The sequence below is a fragment of the Halobacteriovorax sp. HLS genome (assembly GCF_004006665.1).
GTDB lineage: Bacteria > Bdellovibrionota > Bacteriovoracia > Bacteriovoracales > Bacteriovoracaceae > Halobacteriovorax.
The window spans coordinates 267,460-283,994 of record NZ_QOCL01000014.1 but is presented as its reverse complement, the minus strand read 5'-3'; the positions used below and the strand labels follow the sequence as shown (position 1 = coordinate 283,994).

The 16,535-nt window shown below is 34.5% G+C and carries 15 protein-coding genes and 1 tRNA gene; 4 read left to right on the top strand and 12 right to left on the bottom strand.

Annotation, left to right across the window (positions count from 1 at the left end; translation table 11 throughout):
• Positions 1-74: 74 nt before the first annotated feature.
• Complete coding sequence (locus DPQ89_RS15370) at positions 75-503, top strand: HPP family protein (RefSeq protein ID WP_127717921.1); 429 nt, start codon at positions 75-77, stop codon at positions 501-503.
• Here the strand turns inward: DPQ89_RS15370 and DPQ89_RS15365 are convergent.
• Positions 487-1,545 carry a UDP-N-acetylglucosamine--N-acetylmuramyl-(pentapeptide) pyrophosphoryl-undecaprenol N-acetylglucosamine transferase gene (locus DPQ89_RS15365; protein WP_164848466.1) on the bottom strand — a complete coding sequence of 353 codons (1,059 nt, stop codon included), beginning with the start codon at positions 1,543-1,545 and terminating at the stop codon, positions 487-489. The two genes, DPQ89_RS15370 and DPQ89_RS15365, sit on opposite strands and share 17 nt — an antisense overlap.
• A 133-nt stretch (positions 1,546-1,678) precedes the next feature.
• Here DPQ89_RS15365 and DPQ89_RS15360 point away from each other — a divergent pair, with 133 nt between their 5' ends.
• Positions 1,679-2,473, top strand: coding sequence for a hypothetical protein (locus tag DPQ89_RS15360; RefSeq protein WP_127717919.1), 795 nt, complete (start codon positions 1,679-1,681; stop codon positions 2,471-2,473).
• Here the strand turns inward: DPQ89_RS15360 and DPQ89_RS15355 are convergent.
• The 9 genes from DPQ89_RS15355 to DPQ89_RS15315 form a co-directional block, all read right to left on the bottom strand.
• Entirely contained in the window at positions 2,466-3,653 is a 1,188-nt protein-coding gene (locus DPQ89_RS15355) for an NAD(P)/FAD-dependent oxidoreductase (protein ID WP_127717918.1), read from the bottom strand. The two genes, DPQ89_RS15360 and DPQ89_RS15355, sit on opposite strands and share 8 nt — an antisense overlap.
• A gap of 4 nt (positions 3,654-3,657) precedes the next feature.
• Positions 3,658-5,532, bottom strand: coding sequence for a DEAD/DEAH box helicase (locus DPQ89_RS15350; RefSeq protein WP_127717917.1), 1,875 nt, complete (start codon positions 5,530-5,532; stop codon positions 3,658-3,660).
• 214 nt (positions 5,533-5,746) lie between these two features.
• On the bottom strand, positions 5,747-6,889 hold the full coding sequence (locus DPQ89_RS15345; RefSeq protein ID WP_127717916.1) for a hypothetical protein: 1,143 nt from the start codon (positions 6,887-6,889) through the stop codon (positions 5,747-5,749).
• Positions 6,890-6,949: 60 nt separating this feature from the next.
• Positions 6,950-7,834 (bottom strand): two-component system response regulator, encoded by an 885-nt coding sequence (locus DPQ89_RS15340; RefSeq protein ID WP_127717915.1) that lies wholly within the window; start codon positions 7,832-7,834, stop codon positions 6,950-6,952.
• 47 nt (positions 7,835-7,881) lie between these two features.
• Positions 7,882-9,909 carry a S9 family peptidase gene (locus tag DPQ89_RS15335; RefSeq protein WP_127717914.1) on the bottom strand — a complete coding sequence of 676 codons (2,028 nt, stop codon included), beginning with the start codon at positions 9,907-9,909 and terminating at the stop codon, positions 7,882-7,884.
• A 63-nt stretch (positions 9,910-9,972) separates the two neighbouring features.
• A complete protein-coding gene (locus DPQ89_RS15330; RefSeq protein WP_127717913.1) occupies positions 9,973-10,905 on the bottom strand; it encodes a hypothetical protein in 933 nt (310 codons plus the stop codon).
• Between the two features lie 101 nt (positions 10,906-11,006).
• A complete protein-coding gene (locus DPQ89_RS15325) occupies positions 11,007-12,251 on the bottom strand; it encodes an ABC transporter permease (RefSeq protein ID WP_164848464.1) in 1,245 nt (414 codons plus the stop codon).
• Positions 12,244-12,969, bottom strand: a complete 726-nt coding sequence (locus DPQ89_RS15320; protein WP_127717911.1) for an ABC transporter ATP-binding protein — start codon at positions 12,967-12,969, stop codon at positions 12,244-12,246. The genes DPQ89_RS15325 and DPQ89_RS15320 overlap by 8 nt, the downstream gene beginning before the upstream one ends.
• Before the next feature lie 8 nt (positions 12,970-12,977).
• Positions 12,978-13,054, bottom strand: a tRNA-Met gene (locus DPQ89_RS15315).
• A 182-nt stretch (positions 13,055-13,236) separates the two neighbouring features.
• Here DPQ89_RS15315 and DPQ89_RS15310 point away from each other — a divergent pair.
• On the top strand, positions 13,237-13,554 hold the full coding sequence (locus tag DPQ89_RS15310; RefSeq protein WP_127717910.1) for a hypothetical protein: 318 nt from the start codon (positions 13,237-13,239) through the stop codon (positions 13,552-13,554).
• A gap of 73 nt (positions 13,555-13,627) precedes the next feature.
• Positions 13,628-14,860 (top strand): hypothetical protein, encoded by a 1,233-nt coding sequence (locus DPQ89_RS15305; protein ID WP_127717909.1) that lies wholly within the window; start codon positions 13,628-13,630, stop codon positions 14,858-14,860.
• Positions 14,861-14,886: 26 nt separating this feature from the next.
• Here DPQ89_RS15305 and DPQ89_RS15300 read toward each other — a convergent pair whose 3' ends face one another.
• Complete coding sequence (locus tag DPQ89_RS15300) at positions 14,887-15,408, bottom strand: hypothetical protein (RefSeq protein ID WP_127717908.1); 522 nt, start codon at positions 15,406-15,408, stop codon at positions 14,887-14,889.
• 6 nt (positions 15,409-15,414) lie between these two features.
• Positions 15,415-16,443, bottom strand: coding sequence for a pseudouridine synthase (locus DPQ89_RS15295; RefSeq protein ID WP_206611184.1), 1,029 nt, complete (start codon positions 16,441-16,443; stop codon positions 15,415-15,417).
• Between the last annotated feature and the right edge of the window lie 92 nt (positions 16,444-16,535).

Sequence of the window (16,535 nt, the reverse complement as noted above, 5' to 3'; positions counted from 1 at the left end):
TTAAGATTATTTTTCATCCCGACTTATATTATAATAATGTAATCAAATGACAACAACGCGCGAAGGGTCAGAGTATGTATCCTATTGATAAGATAGAAGAAGTATCAACACAAAAACTCAGTGATATAATTGCAACTGAGATAATGAATAAACAAGTTACTAAAATTTCTAAGAATTTCAGTATAGAAAAGGCCATTCTCATTCTTGACTCAGCTAAAGTTAGTGGCGCCCCTGTTGTTGATGAAAATAATAGGGCCATTGGTTTCATTTCAGAGTCCGATCTACTTATCCAAATTAGTCATAGAGACAAATCTGAAAAAATAACATTTTCTCAAAGCATTTTCACTATTTCTGAAAACTTACACTTAAAAGAAATTATTCTCTATATGTCTCAAAATAAACTGAAGCTTGCTCCAGTTGTAACATCAAATAGAGAAGTCATAGGGTCGATTTCAAGAATGGATCTTTTAAAATTTATTATCAATTTCAAAGGGCGCAATTAATATCGTCCAAGATAAACTCTGTTCCGTTTTGAATTGTATAATCACAATGTTCGGATTTATCTTTATCAAATAAGTCTAAAATCTCAATAATAGACATATTGGGCAATTCATCTTCACTTATTACAAGCGAACCTAACTTCCGATGAGCTTCCATTGCATTATGAAACTGCTCATTCTTTTGGGCAATTTTTAAAGGTATGTATATACTTCTTTTTTTTAAAGCAAGAAGCTCACACACAGTACCTGCCCCAGAGCGAGAAATGACAATTTCACTAGATTTCATAATATCAATCATCTCGCTTCCAACAAAAGCTACAGGTAAGTAATCTTCAGATTTAAAAGGCAAAAACTCTTCGATAAAGTTCTTCCCTACTTGATGAATTATTCGAAATCGAGAGTTTAATTCTTCAAGGTCTGATTTTATTAGATTATTAAGTAACAGAGAGCCATTTCCTCCTCCGGTAACAAAAAGAAGAGGCTTATCTGATATTAAAGGGAATCCTTGAATCTCTTTAGTTTCTATATGAGTATTATAACATTCATCTCGAAGTGGATAACCAGAGACCTTTGTTCTGTACCTAGGAAAGAACTCGATTGATTCTTCAAAGCTTACAAAAATAGTATCTGCAAATTTAGAACATATTTTATTGGCAAGACCAACTCTACTTGTCTGCTCATGGATAAATACTTTCTTACCAGTTAACTTTGCCGCGATTACAACTGGAACACATACAAAACCACCAGTAGCGAAAACTAAAGTATTAGAAGGCATAGAAATAAATGAAAAAAAGGATTGTAAAAAACCAAGTCCAACTTTAAAAAGATCTAAGAAATTTTCAAATGAAAAGTAGCGCCTCAACTTACCGGTAAATATGGCCTTATAAGGGATATCAAATTCAGAAATAAGTGATCTCTCGATTCCATTCTTCCCACCAATATAAGATATGTCCCAGTTTCCCGATTCTTTTAATTTCTTTATAAGAGTAATCGCTGGCATTACATGACCACCGCTTCCTCCTCCGGTAAAAACAATTTTTCTCACTTTAATCTCCATTCGATATATCTATATTAAAGAAAAATCTTCCCTACAACAATTGATAGTTTCGCTTTTTATCAAGTTTTCTTCTTTAATTCTCGAATATGACTATAAGAACACAAATAATTTGGAGAACATAATGAAAAAGACCTTACTAGGGCTCATGCTTCTTAGCGCACCATTAGCTCTTGCGGACTTTACAACCGTTAGAATAACAGACTTTACAGGCTCCTATGATAAGCCAGATGGAAGGGCCACCGCTAGTGAGCTCATTATTCCAACACAGAATAAATCAAAGATTGAAGTGACTCTTCAGGGCGATGAAAAGGGCTATCTACTTAGTTTCAATAATAGAGAATACTACTTTGAAAATCCTCCTGCAATTATAAATGATATCTATACTGGAAACTGGAAGGACTTAAACTATGTAACATCGGGTAGAAGATTATCTGCTTCCATAGGTACATTTAATTCAGTTGTTGAATACTCAGATACAGCCTTAAGAGGCCTTAATGTAAACTGTAGTAAAGCTAGGATGTTTGAAAATTATGGTCATCAAGTTCTGGATGCATGCCTAACTAACTCAAAAGTTAATCTTACTTATTTCAAAACTTCATCCTCTCGAAAGATTTTAAATATTCTAGAAGAACTCCCCGGAGTTAGAGCAAGTACTACCGTAGTAAAGAATGGAACTATTACTATTTCTAACAAGTCTTTTAATATGGTTGCAGAAGTTGATATTGGAATGAATGCAAAAGTTAAAATTGAAGGTAAAACAGAGTTCGAAGATGATAAGAAAAGAGTATCTATTCGAATAGACAAAGCTAAGGCCAGTTTCTTAAATATAAAGAATAAAATATTTGATGAATTAAAAAAGTCTGAAAGTGATACTTTTAGAGTACAAAAACCATATTTATATATAATGCTTAAATAATACTCTGGCCTGCGGCATTACCAGATGCCCAGGCCCATTGGAAATTAAATCCTCCCAACTCTCCAGTAACATCTACAACTTCCCCTACAAAGAAAAGTCCTTTAACAATCTTACTCTCCATTGTCTTAGAAGATATTTGATCAGTTGATACTCCGCCTTTCATTACTTCTGCTTTTCTATACCCCTCTGTTCCAGATGGTCTAAAAGAAAAGTCTTTCAATTGAGAAATAACCTTCATTCTCTCATCTTTAGAATATTCGGCCATTTTCTTTGTTAATGACAAAGCCTCGTAACGACAAAAGAAATCGACAAATTTCTTAGGCAGATGAATCTTTAAAAAAGAATCTATTACTTTCTTAGAATTTTTTTGAAAAGACTTAAGCAAGTCCTCTTCGCTCAACTCTGGTAAAAAGTCTAGACTAACCTTTTCAGCTCTATTCCAATATAAAGAAGCTTGTAAAATTCCTGGACCACTCAGCCCTTTATGGGTAAATAGAATATCTTCAACAAAGGCTTTATGATCTGTTTTAATCTTTGTTCTTAATGAAACTCCTGATAACTTAGATGTCTCACAAAGAAGACTTTCTTCCAAAGTAAATGGAACTAAGGCCGGTGAAGTCTCTTCAATATCATGACCAAAAAATTTCGCAACCTTTAGCCCAAAGTCTGTCGCTCCTATCATTGAGATTGGAAGTCCACCACTTGCAACAACAATATTACGGGCCTTAAAATCTCCCTTAGAAGAACTTACGTGAAACAAATCCTTTTTCTGGATATCATGCACTTTACTAGAAAGAACAATCTGGGCCTGACCTCTTAAACACTCTTTCTCAAGTAACGAAATGACTTCTTTTGCAGACGTTTTACAAAAGAGCTGACCATCTTTTTTTTCAAAATAAGAAATATTATACTTATCAATTAAATCTAAAAAATCGTACGGAGAGAATCTCTTAAGGGCCGATTTGTGAAAGTGGGAGTTTTTAGATAGGTAATTACTAGATTCAGTGTAGAGGTTAGTAAAGTTACACCTTCCTCCACCTGAAATTAAAATTTTACGTCCTAGAATCTTATTGCCTTCTAAGACGAGGGTTTTTAATCCCCTATTTGCTGATACAGAAGCGGCCATTAAACCTGCCGCTCCTCCACCAACTACTATGACATCAAAGGTTTCATCGTTCATTTAACTAGTAACGGCTTGACCTTTGCGAGTTACCTTCCGAGTTAGAAGAGCTTGGTCTTCTATTTCCTCTAAAGTTACCTCTTCTAGAAGATTCTCCATCTCTAGAACCTGAAGAATTTCTACTATATCCGCCACGTCTATCAGATCCGTTATAAGATCTTTCAGGTCTTGCGTTTCTCGTTAGTTCAAGATTTGCTGCATGATTTCCAGTTGCGATACTCGTAACAGAAAGAACTTTCTCTTTATGAGCTTCAGCAACTTCAAAGAAAGAGAATTGATCTTTTAGATCTACTTGCTTTATATCTCTTTGCTCAACACCAGTTGCATGTGAGACTGATTCAAGAAGTTTTTTGAGATCTATCCCGTGCTTCTTTCCGGCTCCAAAGTAGAATCTCGCACTACCATTTGTTCTGGCAGCGCCACGATCACTTCTTGATCCTCTACTATCCATTCTATCACCACGGTCTCTTCTATCTCCGCGATCTCTTCTGTCCCCACGGTCTCTTCTATCATTTCTGTCATTTCTAACAGAACGATCACCACGTGCAGGTTGTTCTATACTTTCTTGCTTATTGTAACGATCCATATTCTCTTTGAACATATATGTGAACATTAGCTTCAATAGTGCATCTTTTTCTAGGTGATCCATAGACTCTGAGAATACAGAAAAGCTATTATCAAGTTTCGCACCATCTTCAATAACACTTGAGATTTTTTCAAAACGCGCGACTTCTTTCTTCACTAGCTTAGATTTAATATCATCAATTGATGGAAGTGTTCCTTGCTCGATTTTAGCCTTAGTATGTCTTTCCAACATTCTTATACGACCTCTTTCGTTATTTTCAATAATCGTTAATGCAGCACCTTTATTTCCAGCTCTACCAGTACGACCTATTCTATGAACATAAGACTCAAGATCTTGTGGAAGCCCATAGTTAATAACGTGAGTTAAGTTATCAACATCAATTCCTCTTGCTGCAACATCTGTACATACAAGAAGTTTAACTTTCTTTCTCTTAAATGCCTTCATCGTTAGATCTCTTTGCATTTGAGACATATCTCCGTGAAGAGAATCAGAAGGAAAACCTCTGAAGTTAAATTCATCAGCAAGTCTCTTAGCATCTATCTTAGTTCTACAGAAAATAATTCCATAGTAATCATCAAGAGAGTCTAAGATTCTGCAAACTGCTTCACCCATGTAACCTCTTCTAATAATAAAATATTTTTGTTCGATATTTTCATTAGAAAGTGTCTTAGCTTCAACTTTGATAACTTCAGGATTCGATAAGTATGTCTTAATTAATTTAAGAATTATTGGTGGCATTGTAGCCGAGTACATCCAAGTATTTTTTTGCTCACCTAGTTCAGATAGGATTGTCTTAACATCATCAATAAATCCCATATCAAGCATTTCATCAGCTTCATCAAGAACTGCTAGCTTTGCATGCTCAAGCTTTAATACACCTCTTTTAATAAGGTCTAAAACTCTACCAGGTGTACCTACAACAACTTGTGGTCTACCTCTTTTTAGAACTCTTATTTGTCCATCAAGTGGAACACCACCATACACAGTTAATGTTTTGATTTTAGTATTCTTGCAAAATGAGTTCATCTCATCGCAAATTTGATTAGCAAGCTCTCTCGTTGGACTTAATACGATTGCTTGTACATCACCACAGTTAGTATCTATCTTAGCAAGTAGTGGAAGAGAGAAAGCCGCTGTTTTACCAGTACCTGTCTGGGCCTGACCAACAAAATCAGTATCCTTCTCTAGAAGAAGAGGAATCGCTTGTTCCTGAATTTCAGTTGGAGTTGTGTAGCCTTTTGCCTCAAGAGCACGCAGAAGCGTCTCTGGCAGATTCATGTCAGAAAAATTCATTATTCACCTTTGGTTGAATTTCATCAGGTTTATAATGATTTGAAGTAACTGGGTTAGCTTAGACGTTTACTAGCGAACTTAATAGATCCAGAGGACATTATTAACCTGATATTTATTATGTTGAACTTATATACGACAAAATTGTGCAAAGGGCCAGTGAATTGAAATTTATTCAATGGCCTATGGGTTAGTTTTAACCCATAAGCCTTATTTACTACTGTGAAATTAGGGACTTAAGTTTCGAAAGATCTTCTTGTACATCTTTAGGAATATTAATTCCAGCAGAACCACTATAACCAAGAACCATTTGCTTTTCTAATTCTTGGTAACATTTCTTAGCAACCTTTGATTTAGGATAGTCAGTAATACAGGCCCTTAGCTGCATATCGGCCAGAGAATAGAAGTATGAAAACCCAATCAATCTCTCAGAGACGGCCTTCCAATACATTGCTAGAGCTACGCTATCATCACTTACAGAGCTCTTAAGATACTTATCCATCACTCCTCTTGCAATAATTAACACAGGCAGATTCTTACTATCGGCCAGGATTTCGCCTTCATTTTCAAGTGGAGTTAGCTTCGTCTTAATAAAATCAGTTAAGAATTTCTTAGAAATTGTCGATGGCCTTTTCCAATTCATCCAAGGAATCAAGCTATCATTCCAATCCTTAAACTCTTGCCTTAGCGCTGGTGTAATATTCTTATTTGTAAGAGTGCGATCAAGATACTGTCTCGCTTTCTTAGGAGTGTAATAGATAGCAAGATTGATTGCCATAACTTTAATGGCAGCTTTAAAGATCATATCATCTGCCAGAGTATTTTTTGAAGTCATTTTGGCAGCTACAAAGTCCGTCCACTTACGGTACTCTCTCTCTGCTTTTCTATAATCTTTAATCAAGTATAGAAATTCAGCGTGATCATATGCTGTCGTAAAATCTGTTGCTTTAACTTTTGAAACTTCTTTAACAAAAGATCTTGAACCACCACTAATCATATTGTGACATGACATACATAACTGACCAGTTGATCTTAATTTCTTATATGCAAAAACCTTATGATTAGTATCAAAGCTCTCAATGGTTTCATCAAGGTGTTCAATCATCACATTATATGTTGCTTTAAATTCAGTCTTAGTAAACTTACCAGCATGACCGGAGCTTTTAAAAGCTTTCAAAATGAACTGAAGTCTATCTTTAATCTCCTTTTCATTTTCTTTTTCTTTAAATTTCTTAACATTACTCATGTAAGGAATAAGTTTTACAAAACTCTGGGCAACTTCTTGCATAACTTCTTTCTCAGTCTTAGCAAAGATATTAGCTGAAAGTAATGTGGCCACGATAAACAGAACAAATTTCATATGATTTCACCTCTTGAATTGATACATATATAATGCACAAAAAAGGTTCAGATGACAAAACTATAGGTAAGATTTTTTCAATACTATTTCTAAGTAAAATGGTCGGCCTTTTGCTTCAAACTCTAAAATAAAGTTCTTTCCCTTGAAAAAGTTAACAAGCTTTACATCCTCTCCAAAAATAACATCAGAGACTGTGTAGTTTACTTTTTCTCCTAATTCATAAAGCCTTCTTTGAGTAAACTCTACAATCTGTTTAAATAAAGTATTAAAGTGCTCCACCGATTTTTCAGTTAAAATTGTAAAATCATGGCCTTTACCAGACTTTATATAAGAGAAATATGTCTGTTTATCCATACTAAGAATAAAGCTGGCATGAAAGTTATCTCCTTGAAAATTACCAGTCGCTGCTAGTTCATATTCAGCTTCATTTCTTCTATCCATATTCGTAGCCGTGCAAAAGTGAATATCTAAGTTATAACTTAGTCTTGAAACTTCTTTAACTGCTTCAACAAAAGGAACTAGGTACTTCTGATCTACAACATCATCAAACTTATATGAAGACTTTAAACGAATGGTTCGCCTTAGATATTCATTAAAATCACCTTCATCAAAGGGCTTACTCATATAAGTTAGGTTTTTAATCTTACTTGGTTCCATTTCATTTGGATCTATTAGTCCTGAGAAAACTAAAATATTATCTGGAACATAGTTTTTATTTAACCTGAGGACATGTTTAAGCATATTGCCTCCTTTCATATGAGGCATATTCAAATCTGTTATAAGTAAATCAAATTTAATTCCATCAAGTTTAACTAAACCTTCATGCCCATTATAAGCATGGGTGATAACGACCTCTTTGCTAATGGAGCGTATATATTCAGAAAGAAATTCATGAACTCCCTTATCATCATCAACAATACATATCTTTTTTTTGGCCAGTGACATATTAAACTTATCGTCAAAAATAACTTAAGAACTAACTCAATTTAAGCTTAATCCCGCCCAAAGCTTTTTAGAATATAGGCATAGACCATGGACTCTTCTTTTAAGTACTCAAATCGACCGCTTGCTCCACCATGACCAGCATCCATATTTGTGTAGAGAAAAATACTTGAACTGCCAGTATTTAAATCTCTCAATTTCGCAATCCATTTAGCAGGCTCCCAATAAGTCACTCTAGGGTCATTTAGTCCGGCAGTTGCTAAGATATTAGGATAATTCTTAGCTTCTAAATTATCGTAAGGAGAATATGACTTAATATAATCATAGTACTCACGCTCTTGAGGATTTCCCCATTCTTTATACTCTAGCTGAGTTAGTGGAAGATCCTTATCTAACATAGTTGTTAATACATCAACGAAAGGAACTTCCGCTACAATCGTTTTGTAAAGATCAGGAGCAAGGTTTGCAATGGCCCCCATTAACAAACCTCCAGCACTTCCGCCACTAGCAATGATATTTCCCTCTTTTCCATAACCATCTTCGCAAAGTCCACGAGTAGCATCTATAAAATCATTAAAAGTATTTTTCTTTTCTAGAAACTTTCCATTCTCATACCATGATCTCCCTAAAGTAGAACTTCCTCTTGGGTGGATAATAGCAAAGTTAAATCCTCTATCAACTAAACTAAAGAGGTCATCTCTGAAACTCGGATCAATAGTGGAACCATATGAGCCATAGCCATAAACATAAAGGGGAGAATTTTCTGAATAATCTTTAAGACAAAGAATTGAGACTGGTACTTTCACACCATCACGAGAGGTATACGAGCGTCTTCGAACTATATACTTATCACTATCAAAGTTAGCAACTTCAAGAACTTTTAAAGTTGAAGTCGTTTTTGTATTAACATCATACTCCAATACAGAACTAGGACAATTTAGAGCACTATAATTATAGCGAAATACACTTGTATTAAACTCATAATTTTCACCAACACTTGTACTATAAGCTTGAGCAGGAAAAGTTATAAGCTGACTAGGTCTTTCATCAAAGAATATAATTTCATAATTACGTAGACCATCTTCTCTAAATGTTAAGACTGCAAAATCGTTGTACGTATCAAACCCTAATAAGTACCTAGAATCAGACCCTGGAATAAATTCTTTCCAGTTCTCTAGAGAACTATCTTTCGAGTCACAAGTTACCACTCTAAAGTTTTCATGCTCATCATTTGTAAGGATATAGAAGATGCCATCTCTGTGATCAATATCATATTCTAAATCATCTTTTCTTTTTTGAAATAGATTGAATTTACCTTCAGGTTTATTAGCACTTAGTATTGAATACTCTGTAGAAACAGAACCACCACTTACAGCAAAGATATATTCATTATCTATTCCTTTTGCACAGTGAACAAAGAACTCTGCACTCTTGTCATGATACAAAACCTCATCACTACTAACATCTGAATGTAGTTTATGCTTTTTAATTTTATGCGGTCTTAGATTTTTATTTACGACGTTATAACAAAAATGCTCACTATCATTAAACCAACATATAGAGTCATACGCTTGATCAATAATTTCAGGATAAAGATCACCGGTCTCTAAGTTTTTTATATATATTTTATAAACTTCTGAACCATTATCATCTATCGAGTAGGCCATTTTCTTCCCATCAGGAGAAACGCTAAAGGCACCAATATCAACAAAGTCCTTATCAATCGCTAACAAGTTAACATCTAAGAGTATTTCTTCAGAATTTGAACCTTTACTCGTACGGCAATGGATTGCATACTCCTGCCCCTCTTCATAGCGATCATAGTAGTAATAATCTCCATCTAGGGCCGGAACACTTTGATCTTTCTCTTTTTTTCGAGAACGCATCTCATCGTACAGTTGTTTTTGTAATTCAGTAGTATTTTGAAGATAATCTTTAAAGAAGTCATTTTCTTGTAATAGATGTTTTTTTACATCTTTGTCCTCATCTAGAAATCTCATCCAATAGTAATTATCAACTCTCTCATCTTCGTGAGCGATCATTTTATGTGGAATTTTCTTAGGACTTGGAATTTTCAAGGAACTCTCCTTTGATTGAGTATCATAATATTCAACCAAAGAAGCCAAAATGAAAAGGCAAAATTATTGAAGATAAATAAGGTTACTCTTTTCCTTTATCTCAACATTTCCTACAGCAGCTTTTAGATTTAAATATAGCGGAGCTTCATCAAGTAATGTCACATCACTATCAATATTGACATTAAGCCCCTCGGCCTTTGCATGAACAGGAATTCCTACTGGTACAATAACCTTAGCTTTAACTTTTGCAGATTTAATAGAAATAAGCTGATCGATCCCTGTAGGCGTTACGTCGAGAACAACATCTCCCATTCCAAGTTCTAGATTTGCTTCTCCAGCAAGACTGTGGGCATAAACCTTAGCGTTACCAGATTGAACATGTAGGTCATTTAAAGTTGAGTAGGCGACAATTTTCCCCATCCCCATTTGAACCTTTAAAGAGACAGGAACTTCTCGAAGATCAAGTTCACCTTTTCCTATTTTTACCAATATATAGACGTGCCTAGGAATTAGAACCTCTAGAAGGTCTTCTTCTTTGGATATACCTTTAAGAAACAGAGATGATCCCTCCTCCAAGTAACCAATCACACCTTTAGAACTCTTGCAGATAATATCACCTGTTGGTGATTCTGAGATTTTCACTTTTCCATTTTCAAGAATAACTTCAAGGTTAGTAACGCTTTTAGCATTAATTTCTAAATCACCATCAATTGAGAAATTATAATCTCTATCGTTGTCTGAAAAGTTAACATTAAAATCTTTATTCTTTATTTTCTTTCTAATTGGATAAGCAAGAGCAAGTAAGGTTAGTCCTACGGCAGCGATAGCAAAGAAAACCACTCCTGCGACAACACCAAGTAAAGGCAATACAAAGAAAACAACCGTACTCACTACAATCGAAGCGATTAGTAATCCTAAGATTATTCCCACAATTTTAGCTAATGGATGATTGATCTCTCTAGATCCGAAAACTACTTTGGCCTGTGATAAAGACATTTTAAACTCCTAAATTAATGAGTTTAAACTAGCAGATATCGAGTTTTTTACTAGTGTGCATGAAATTAATTCACGAGAGAAGATAAAGTAACATACTGGAATTACTTTATTTTGGATTTACTTTTGATAGAATTAAGCCTTGAGTCGCACATATTGCGCCAAAGGTTTCGCATATGCTCATGATCACTAATCTTAATCGAGCTAGAAACACTCAGTACTATGGAAACTTGTTGATGGCCTCTAAAGAAATTAAAGCTCCAATACTTTCCTCTCCTATTTTCAACTTCGTATGTAAAGTTATCATCAGAAAGTGATCTACTTACAACAAAGCTCTTTTTCTCACTAAGGGCCACATTCTTTTCTTCATACCACTTGCTCAGAGTCTTGGCCTCAACTCTCTCTTTGATTCTAACTTTTATAGAAATATTTTCTATTGTTGAATCGGAAATACTAATGACTTTTTCTCCAAACAGATCCATCTCTTCTACTTCAAGATTTGGACTATCTAATAAGAATGATACATTTAACTTTTGAATTTTATAATACTTCTTAGTGTCTATTGTTATATGACCACCTCTTAAACTTTGAAAATAGTGGGCACTACTAAATGAAAGAAGAAGAACGAGAAACACTATTATGTACTCTTTAAATCTAACTCTCTTTAAGTTCTCTACCCCACTTTGAATTCTTTTAATTCCTTCAAGGTTAAGAAAAAGTAAAAGAATAACCTGTAATACAAGCGCAAGGAAGAATTCAAAGAACCTTTTAGATCCTACCGGACTATGAATTAACTCCGTCACATATCGAGTAGGGAGCCCTAAAGAAACTAAGTTCAGCCCGTCATTTATTGGTGCGAGTAAATTTGGAAGAAAGAGAACCAAGAAGATAATTGTACCGTATCCACTTATTTCAGACTGCTTCTTACATAATGATCCTATGATAATACCGAGCAACGTAACCCAAAGGCTCCCTAGAGTTACTGCAAAGAAGACAGTTAAAATATTATACTTACTCGCATCAAACGACAAAGTAAGAAACACAGATACAAGAGTTGAGAGTAAAGTATAAAACAATGCTTTAGAAAAAATAATTTCAAACGCGCTAACAGGTGTCAGCAACAGTGCATCCAAAGTTCTTTTTTCAATTTCTTCAGTGAATAGAAATGAAGGTGAATAAAACCCAATCATAACAATGGACATTGTTAAGTACATTTCTAATTGAATGGTACCAATACTCTTGGCTAGAAAGAAATTAATTACAATAACGACGAAGAATATTACAAATGTTTGAGGATGATTAATAAAATCAAAAAACTCTTTCTTTAGAAGAACCTTTATTCTATTCATAGGAATCATCCAATAATCTCAGGAAAACCTTCTTTATTTTATCTACATTATATTTTTCCAAAAGATCTGTAACACTTCCCTCTTCTATGATTTTACCATTTTTCAAAAACCCCACTCTTGTACACAACTCTTCAACTTCCTCCATAAAGTGGGTCGTTAAAAAAATAGTTGTTCCAGTGGCATTAAGCTTTCTAATATAGTTATGAACTTTATGGGCCGAAATAGGATCAAGCCCACTTGTTGGCTCATCAAGAAATAAAAGCTCTGGACGATGTAATACAGATCTAGCCAAAAGAACTCTTTGCTTTAGGCCTTTAGAAAGATACTTCACTTTAGACTTGAGTTTATCCATTAAAAAGAGTTCTTCACAAATCTCATATATTCTTTGCTTATCAACACTCAAAAGACCACAAAATAATTCTAAATTCTGATACACAGATAGATTTTCATATAAATTTTGAGTCTCTGGAACAACGCCAACAGAGAGAGCCTTGAATTGTTTTCTAGAGTCTGGGGATATATCAAAAACACTAATATTGCCTGAATCATACTCAAGCTGACCAATAATACACTTAAGGGTAGTAGATTTACCTGCTCCATTAGGTCCTAAAAATCCATAAATTTCGCCAAGTTCAATACTCAGGTTTAATCCATCTAAAACTTGTAATTCACCAAATTTTTTGGAGAGATTGGATATAGATATTATTGATGATTTCATAGAAAAATTGGTTGCGGGAGAAGGATTCGAACCTCCGGCCTTCGGGTTATGAGCCCGACGAGCTACCTGACTGCTCCATCCCGCGTTAAATAATTGAAAATAGGAATTTTCGAATTGTCCAAATAGTAATTTAATGGATGTAATTTGTCCAGCTTAATTATGATTTATAAAAAAAGTATTTTGCTCCAACATAAATTGCTAAAAATATTAGAAAATGTGGCGATTAGCTTATTGATATGAGCTGAACCCGAATAAAAGGAAAGGAATATGAGCGCCATTACTGCAAAAAATCAAAGAGTCTTTATTGAAGTAGATACATCTGAATTAACCGATGCCCAAGTTAGACTTATCAAGTCACTTAACACTATGTTGCAGCATGTATTAGTCACTGATAGCGAAGATGAATTCTTTGATGGTAGCGCTAACTTTATGAGAATGTGTGCTTCAATTATAAAGAAGGCCCATTTTGCTCAAGACCTAAAAGGTGTTGATAATATTCCTTACGCTGAGCAAGCGCTAGAGTATTCGATGGATATCCTCCAAGAACATATTACAAACTCTAATGTAGTTTCTTACGATAATTAATTTTTTAAAATTATATTTCATAAAAAAGGCCCAATGATTCATCTTGGGCCTTTTTTATTCCGATAAATTCATTATGAAACTAATAACTATTCTACTACTTTTTTCAATTAACTCTTATTCGCAAACCATACATTGCAAGGATATCAAAGAGAGGTCTCTGCAGGTAAACGAGCAAGTAACTATTCGAATAGATAACTTCTCAGACGTTTGTTCTTTTACTATAGAAACATCTAGAGACAGTAAAGTATCTCCCTATAGCCAATCCAGACAAGATGCCTCGAGGCAATGGAGCTTCCAATCGAAAGGCAAGATCAATGTTCTTAGTAATTATGGTACAGGTCCAACAGATAGTTCATCATCAGGATACAAGTCTTATCAACTCTTTCCAAATGATAAAGGCCTATCTATTACAAAGAATCAGGACGGTACCTTTAGTATGGCCCTTGCAAATGGAGCGAAAGTTCATTTCTCAAAGAATGGCTCTATTGATACACGTAAAACAACTGACTTAAAGATAAAAGATAGGCCAATAGAGTTACCAACTATTCCTAAATCTAAATCAAGCTATCAATATGAAAAGTTAGATGCCCTAGACTATAGAGACCCAAAGAAAGTTTCAATTCGTGTCTACCATAGAGGATTATATACCTCAGCAATCTCAAGATCGATTGGACTTGAAACAAATATAGGAATGTACATACCTCTAGGTATTGAAATGGGGAAACTTCCTGGCTCAAATAGTAATAGCAGCTACACATTGTTTGGAAAAGATGATGAAAAGCTCTGTTCATCGAAAATGCCGGCTTCTTATTTCTTTAATTATATTGTGAAATGTTCAACGAGAACACCAAACTCTCAATGTCCTTGTTCTCTGTCAGAAGAAGAAATTTCTTCTAGATTAAACACAAACTATGCACTTGAGGGTGAAATAAGAAAGTTAAAGAATAGACTACGCTCAGTACAAGGTGATGAGAGGTTTCCTATTGAAAAAGAAATTGAACGCCTAGAATTAAAGTATGATTCTAAACTCTATTCAAAGCTTTACTCTAGTTGCGCTCTAGACAAGGATGATGCAAATAGTTTTGTAGCAGATAGACGCAGGAGTGGAGATCACCGAGAAATTGATGGCCTACAGGTTAAGACTAGCTCTCAAGTCATGGACAAACTTATCAACTCAGGAAAATGTGCCAAATTAAAATCTCTAAGTGAGAATTGTATACACTGCGGTCTTGAAAGCTTGATTAATTTAGAAATGATAGATATTCAAAAAAAGAATTTAGACAAAATTATAAAAGAGATTGAGTAAGGGCCAAATATTGACCCTTATTCATTTTAAAATATAAATTGTTCATTTTGAGAGTTAAAGAGGCTAACTTTCTTCATAATTTCTTTGAAAGTAGTCAGTAGATCTCTGTTTAAAAACAGATCTTTCCCATTTTCAAAAGAACAGATTAAATAATTAATCTTAAAGTCATTTTCGTCAAATGATATACTATACTCTATGACTGATCTATCACTAGAAGTAAAATCTCGAGTTAATCTAATTTCCTCACTAAGAATTGGTAATTGAAAACCTTTTTTTATATTTACATCAAAGTTCGACATCTTGTAAGTTAACTTACAAGTAGCTTTCTTTCTTTCGTAAAAGAACTCTTCTTTCACTTTACTGCTGTATGCAGGAATAGAGAGATCTCCTAAGAATTCAAGAGTTCTCACATTTTTTTCAAGTAAAACTTCTTGAACTTCTTGAGAGGTAGTAGTTTCACTACTTCCTGGAAGGTTATATTGGTTATTAAACTCTTCTTTGGTACAAGAGATCATAAGTAGTAAAAGTAAAATGCTAAAGAATTTCATCTCGACCTACTTCTCTATGATCGCATGTGGAAATTTAACGTTATCAGCTTTCTTAGCTTCACGTAGAGACTTTCTCTTCTTTCTAGCAAAGTGAGCCTCATCTCTAGCAGCAAGAGAAGCCGCGCTCTCTTGTTCTTTTTCAAGCTTCTTTCTTTCAGCTAATTCTTTTACCGATTGAAAATAAGTTTCCTTTCTATACTTAATCCAACTAGCGTCATCAGCTGCAGTACCTGGTTGAACACCTTTTTTCTTTAAATTAACAGTCTTCTTATCTGAGTGCCAAGTTTTTGCGTGAGGATCTTTACGCCCATCTTCAAGAAGTCCAACATGAGAAAGAAGTTGTCTCTTAGAAATATATCTAAACTTTCCAGGAGCAATTCCGTCTACTGTTAACCCTTCAATTGCAAAACGTTTAAGCTTATCAACAGTTAGTCCGCAAGCTTCACAAATTCTTCTAATCTCTCTATTTCTTCCCTCACCTAGTCTAAATTCTAACCAAGTCTTATTTGGAAGTTGCTTAATAACTCTTACAGATAATGGTTTCATGAAACCGTCTTCTAGCTGAACACCATTTCTTAATTTTTTAAGAATCGTGTCTGTAACACTACCAAAAACCTTAACTTCATATACTTTTGTTATATTGAAACTAGGGTGCATGATCATATTTGCCACTTCACCATCATTAGTTAAAACAAGTAAACCTTCTGAAAGATAGTCTAAACGACCAACTGGATAAATTCTTTCCGAAACTTCCATACAAAGGTCCATTACAGTTTTTCTACCTTCTGGATCATTTAAAGTTGTTACGTATCCTCTTGGCTTGTTCATTACAACGTAGACATGGTCAACACTGGCGAGATCAGCAATCTTACCATCAACGATCACTGCATCAGTGCTTGGATTTACTTTTGTTCCAAGAACTCTAACTGTTTCACCGTTAACTTGAACACGCCCTTGTGCTATTAACTCCTCCGCTTTTCTTCTCGAAGTAATTCCACAATCAGCAATAAATTTTTGTAATCTTAATTCAGACATTTTGAACTCCTTAATCTGCCCTCTCGGCCGTTTAAGATTTATATAGGTATGTAAAAACGAGGCTAACGTACAGTTAGCCTCTTTTATTGTCA

What these genes read in the sequence shown, in the direction of transcription:
- DPQ89_RS15370 (WP_127717921.1), top strand. Translation starts at nt 75, where the DNA reads ATGTATCCTATTGATAAGATAGAAGAAGTATCAACACAAAAACTCAGT.
- DPQ89_RS15360 (WP_127717919.1), top strand. Translation starts at nt 1,679, where the DNA reads ATGAAAAAGACCTTACTAGGGCTCATGCTTCTTAGCGCACCATTAGCT.
- DPQ89_RS15355 (WP_127717918.1), bottom strand. Translation starts at nt 3,653, where the DNA reads ATGAACGATGAAACCTTTGATGTCATAGTAGTTGGTGGAGGAGCGGCA.
- DPQ89_RS15350 (WP_127717917.1), bottom strand. Translation starts at nt 5,532, where the DNA reads ATGAATTTTTCTGACATGAATCTGCCAGAGACGCTTCTGCGTGCTCTT.
- DPQ89_RS15345 (WP_127717916.1), bottom strand. Translation starts at nt 6,889, where the DNA reads ATGAAATTTGTTCTGTTTATCGTGGCCACATTACTTTCAGCTAATATC.
- DPQ89_RS15340 (WP_127717915.1), bottom strand. Translation starts at nt 7,834, where the DNA reads ATGTCACTGGCCAAAAAAAAGATATGTATTGTTGATGATGATAAGGGA.
- DPQ89_RS15330 (WP_127717913.1), bottom strand. Translation starts at nt 10,905, where the DNA reads ATGTCTTTATCACAGGCCAAAGTAGTTTTCGGATCTAGAGAGATCAAT.
- DPQ89_RS15325 (WP_164848464.1), bottom strand. Translation starts at nt 12,251, where the DNA reads ATGAATAGAATAAAGGTTCTTCTAAAGAAAGAGTTTTTTGATTTTATT.
- DPQ89_RS15320 (WP_127717911.1), bottom strand. Translation starts at nt 12,969, where the DNA reads ATGAAATCATCAATAATATCTATATCCAATCTCTCCAAAAAATTTGGT.
- DPQ89_RS15310 (WP_127717910.1), top strand. Translation starts at nt 13,237, where the DNA reads ATGAGCGCCATTACTGCAAAAAATCAAAGAGTCTTTATTGAAGTAGAT.
- DPQ89_RS15305 (WP_127717909.1), top strand. Translation starts at nt 13,628, where the DNA reads ATGAAACTAATAACTATTCTACTACTTTTTTCAATTAACTCTTATTCG.
- DPQ89_RS15300 (WP_127717908.1), bottom strand. Translation starts at nt 15,408, where the DNA reads ATGAAATTCTTTAGCATTTTACTTTTACTACTTATGATCTCTTGTACC.
- DPQ89_RS15295 (WP_206611184.1), bottom strand. Translation starts at nt 16,443, where the DNA reads ATGTCTGAATTAAGATTACAAAAATTTATTGCTGATTGTGGAATTACT.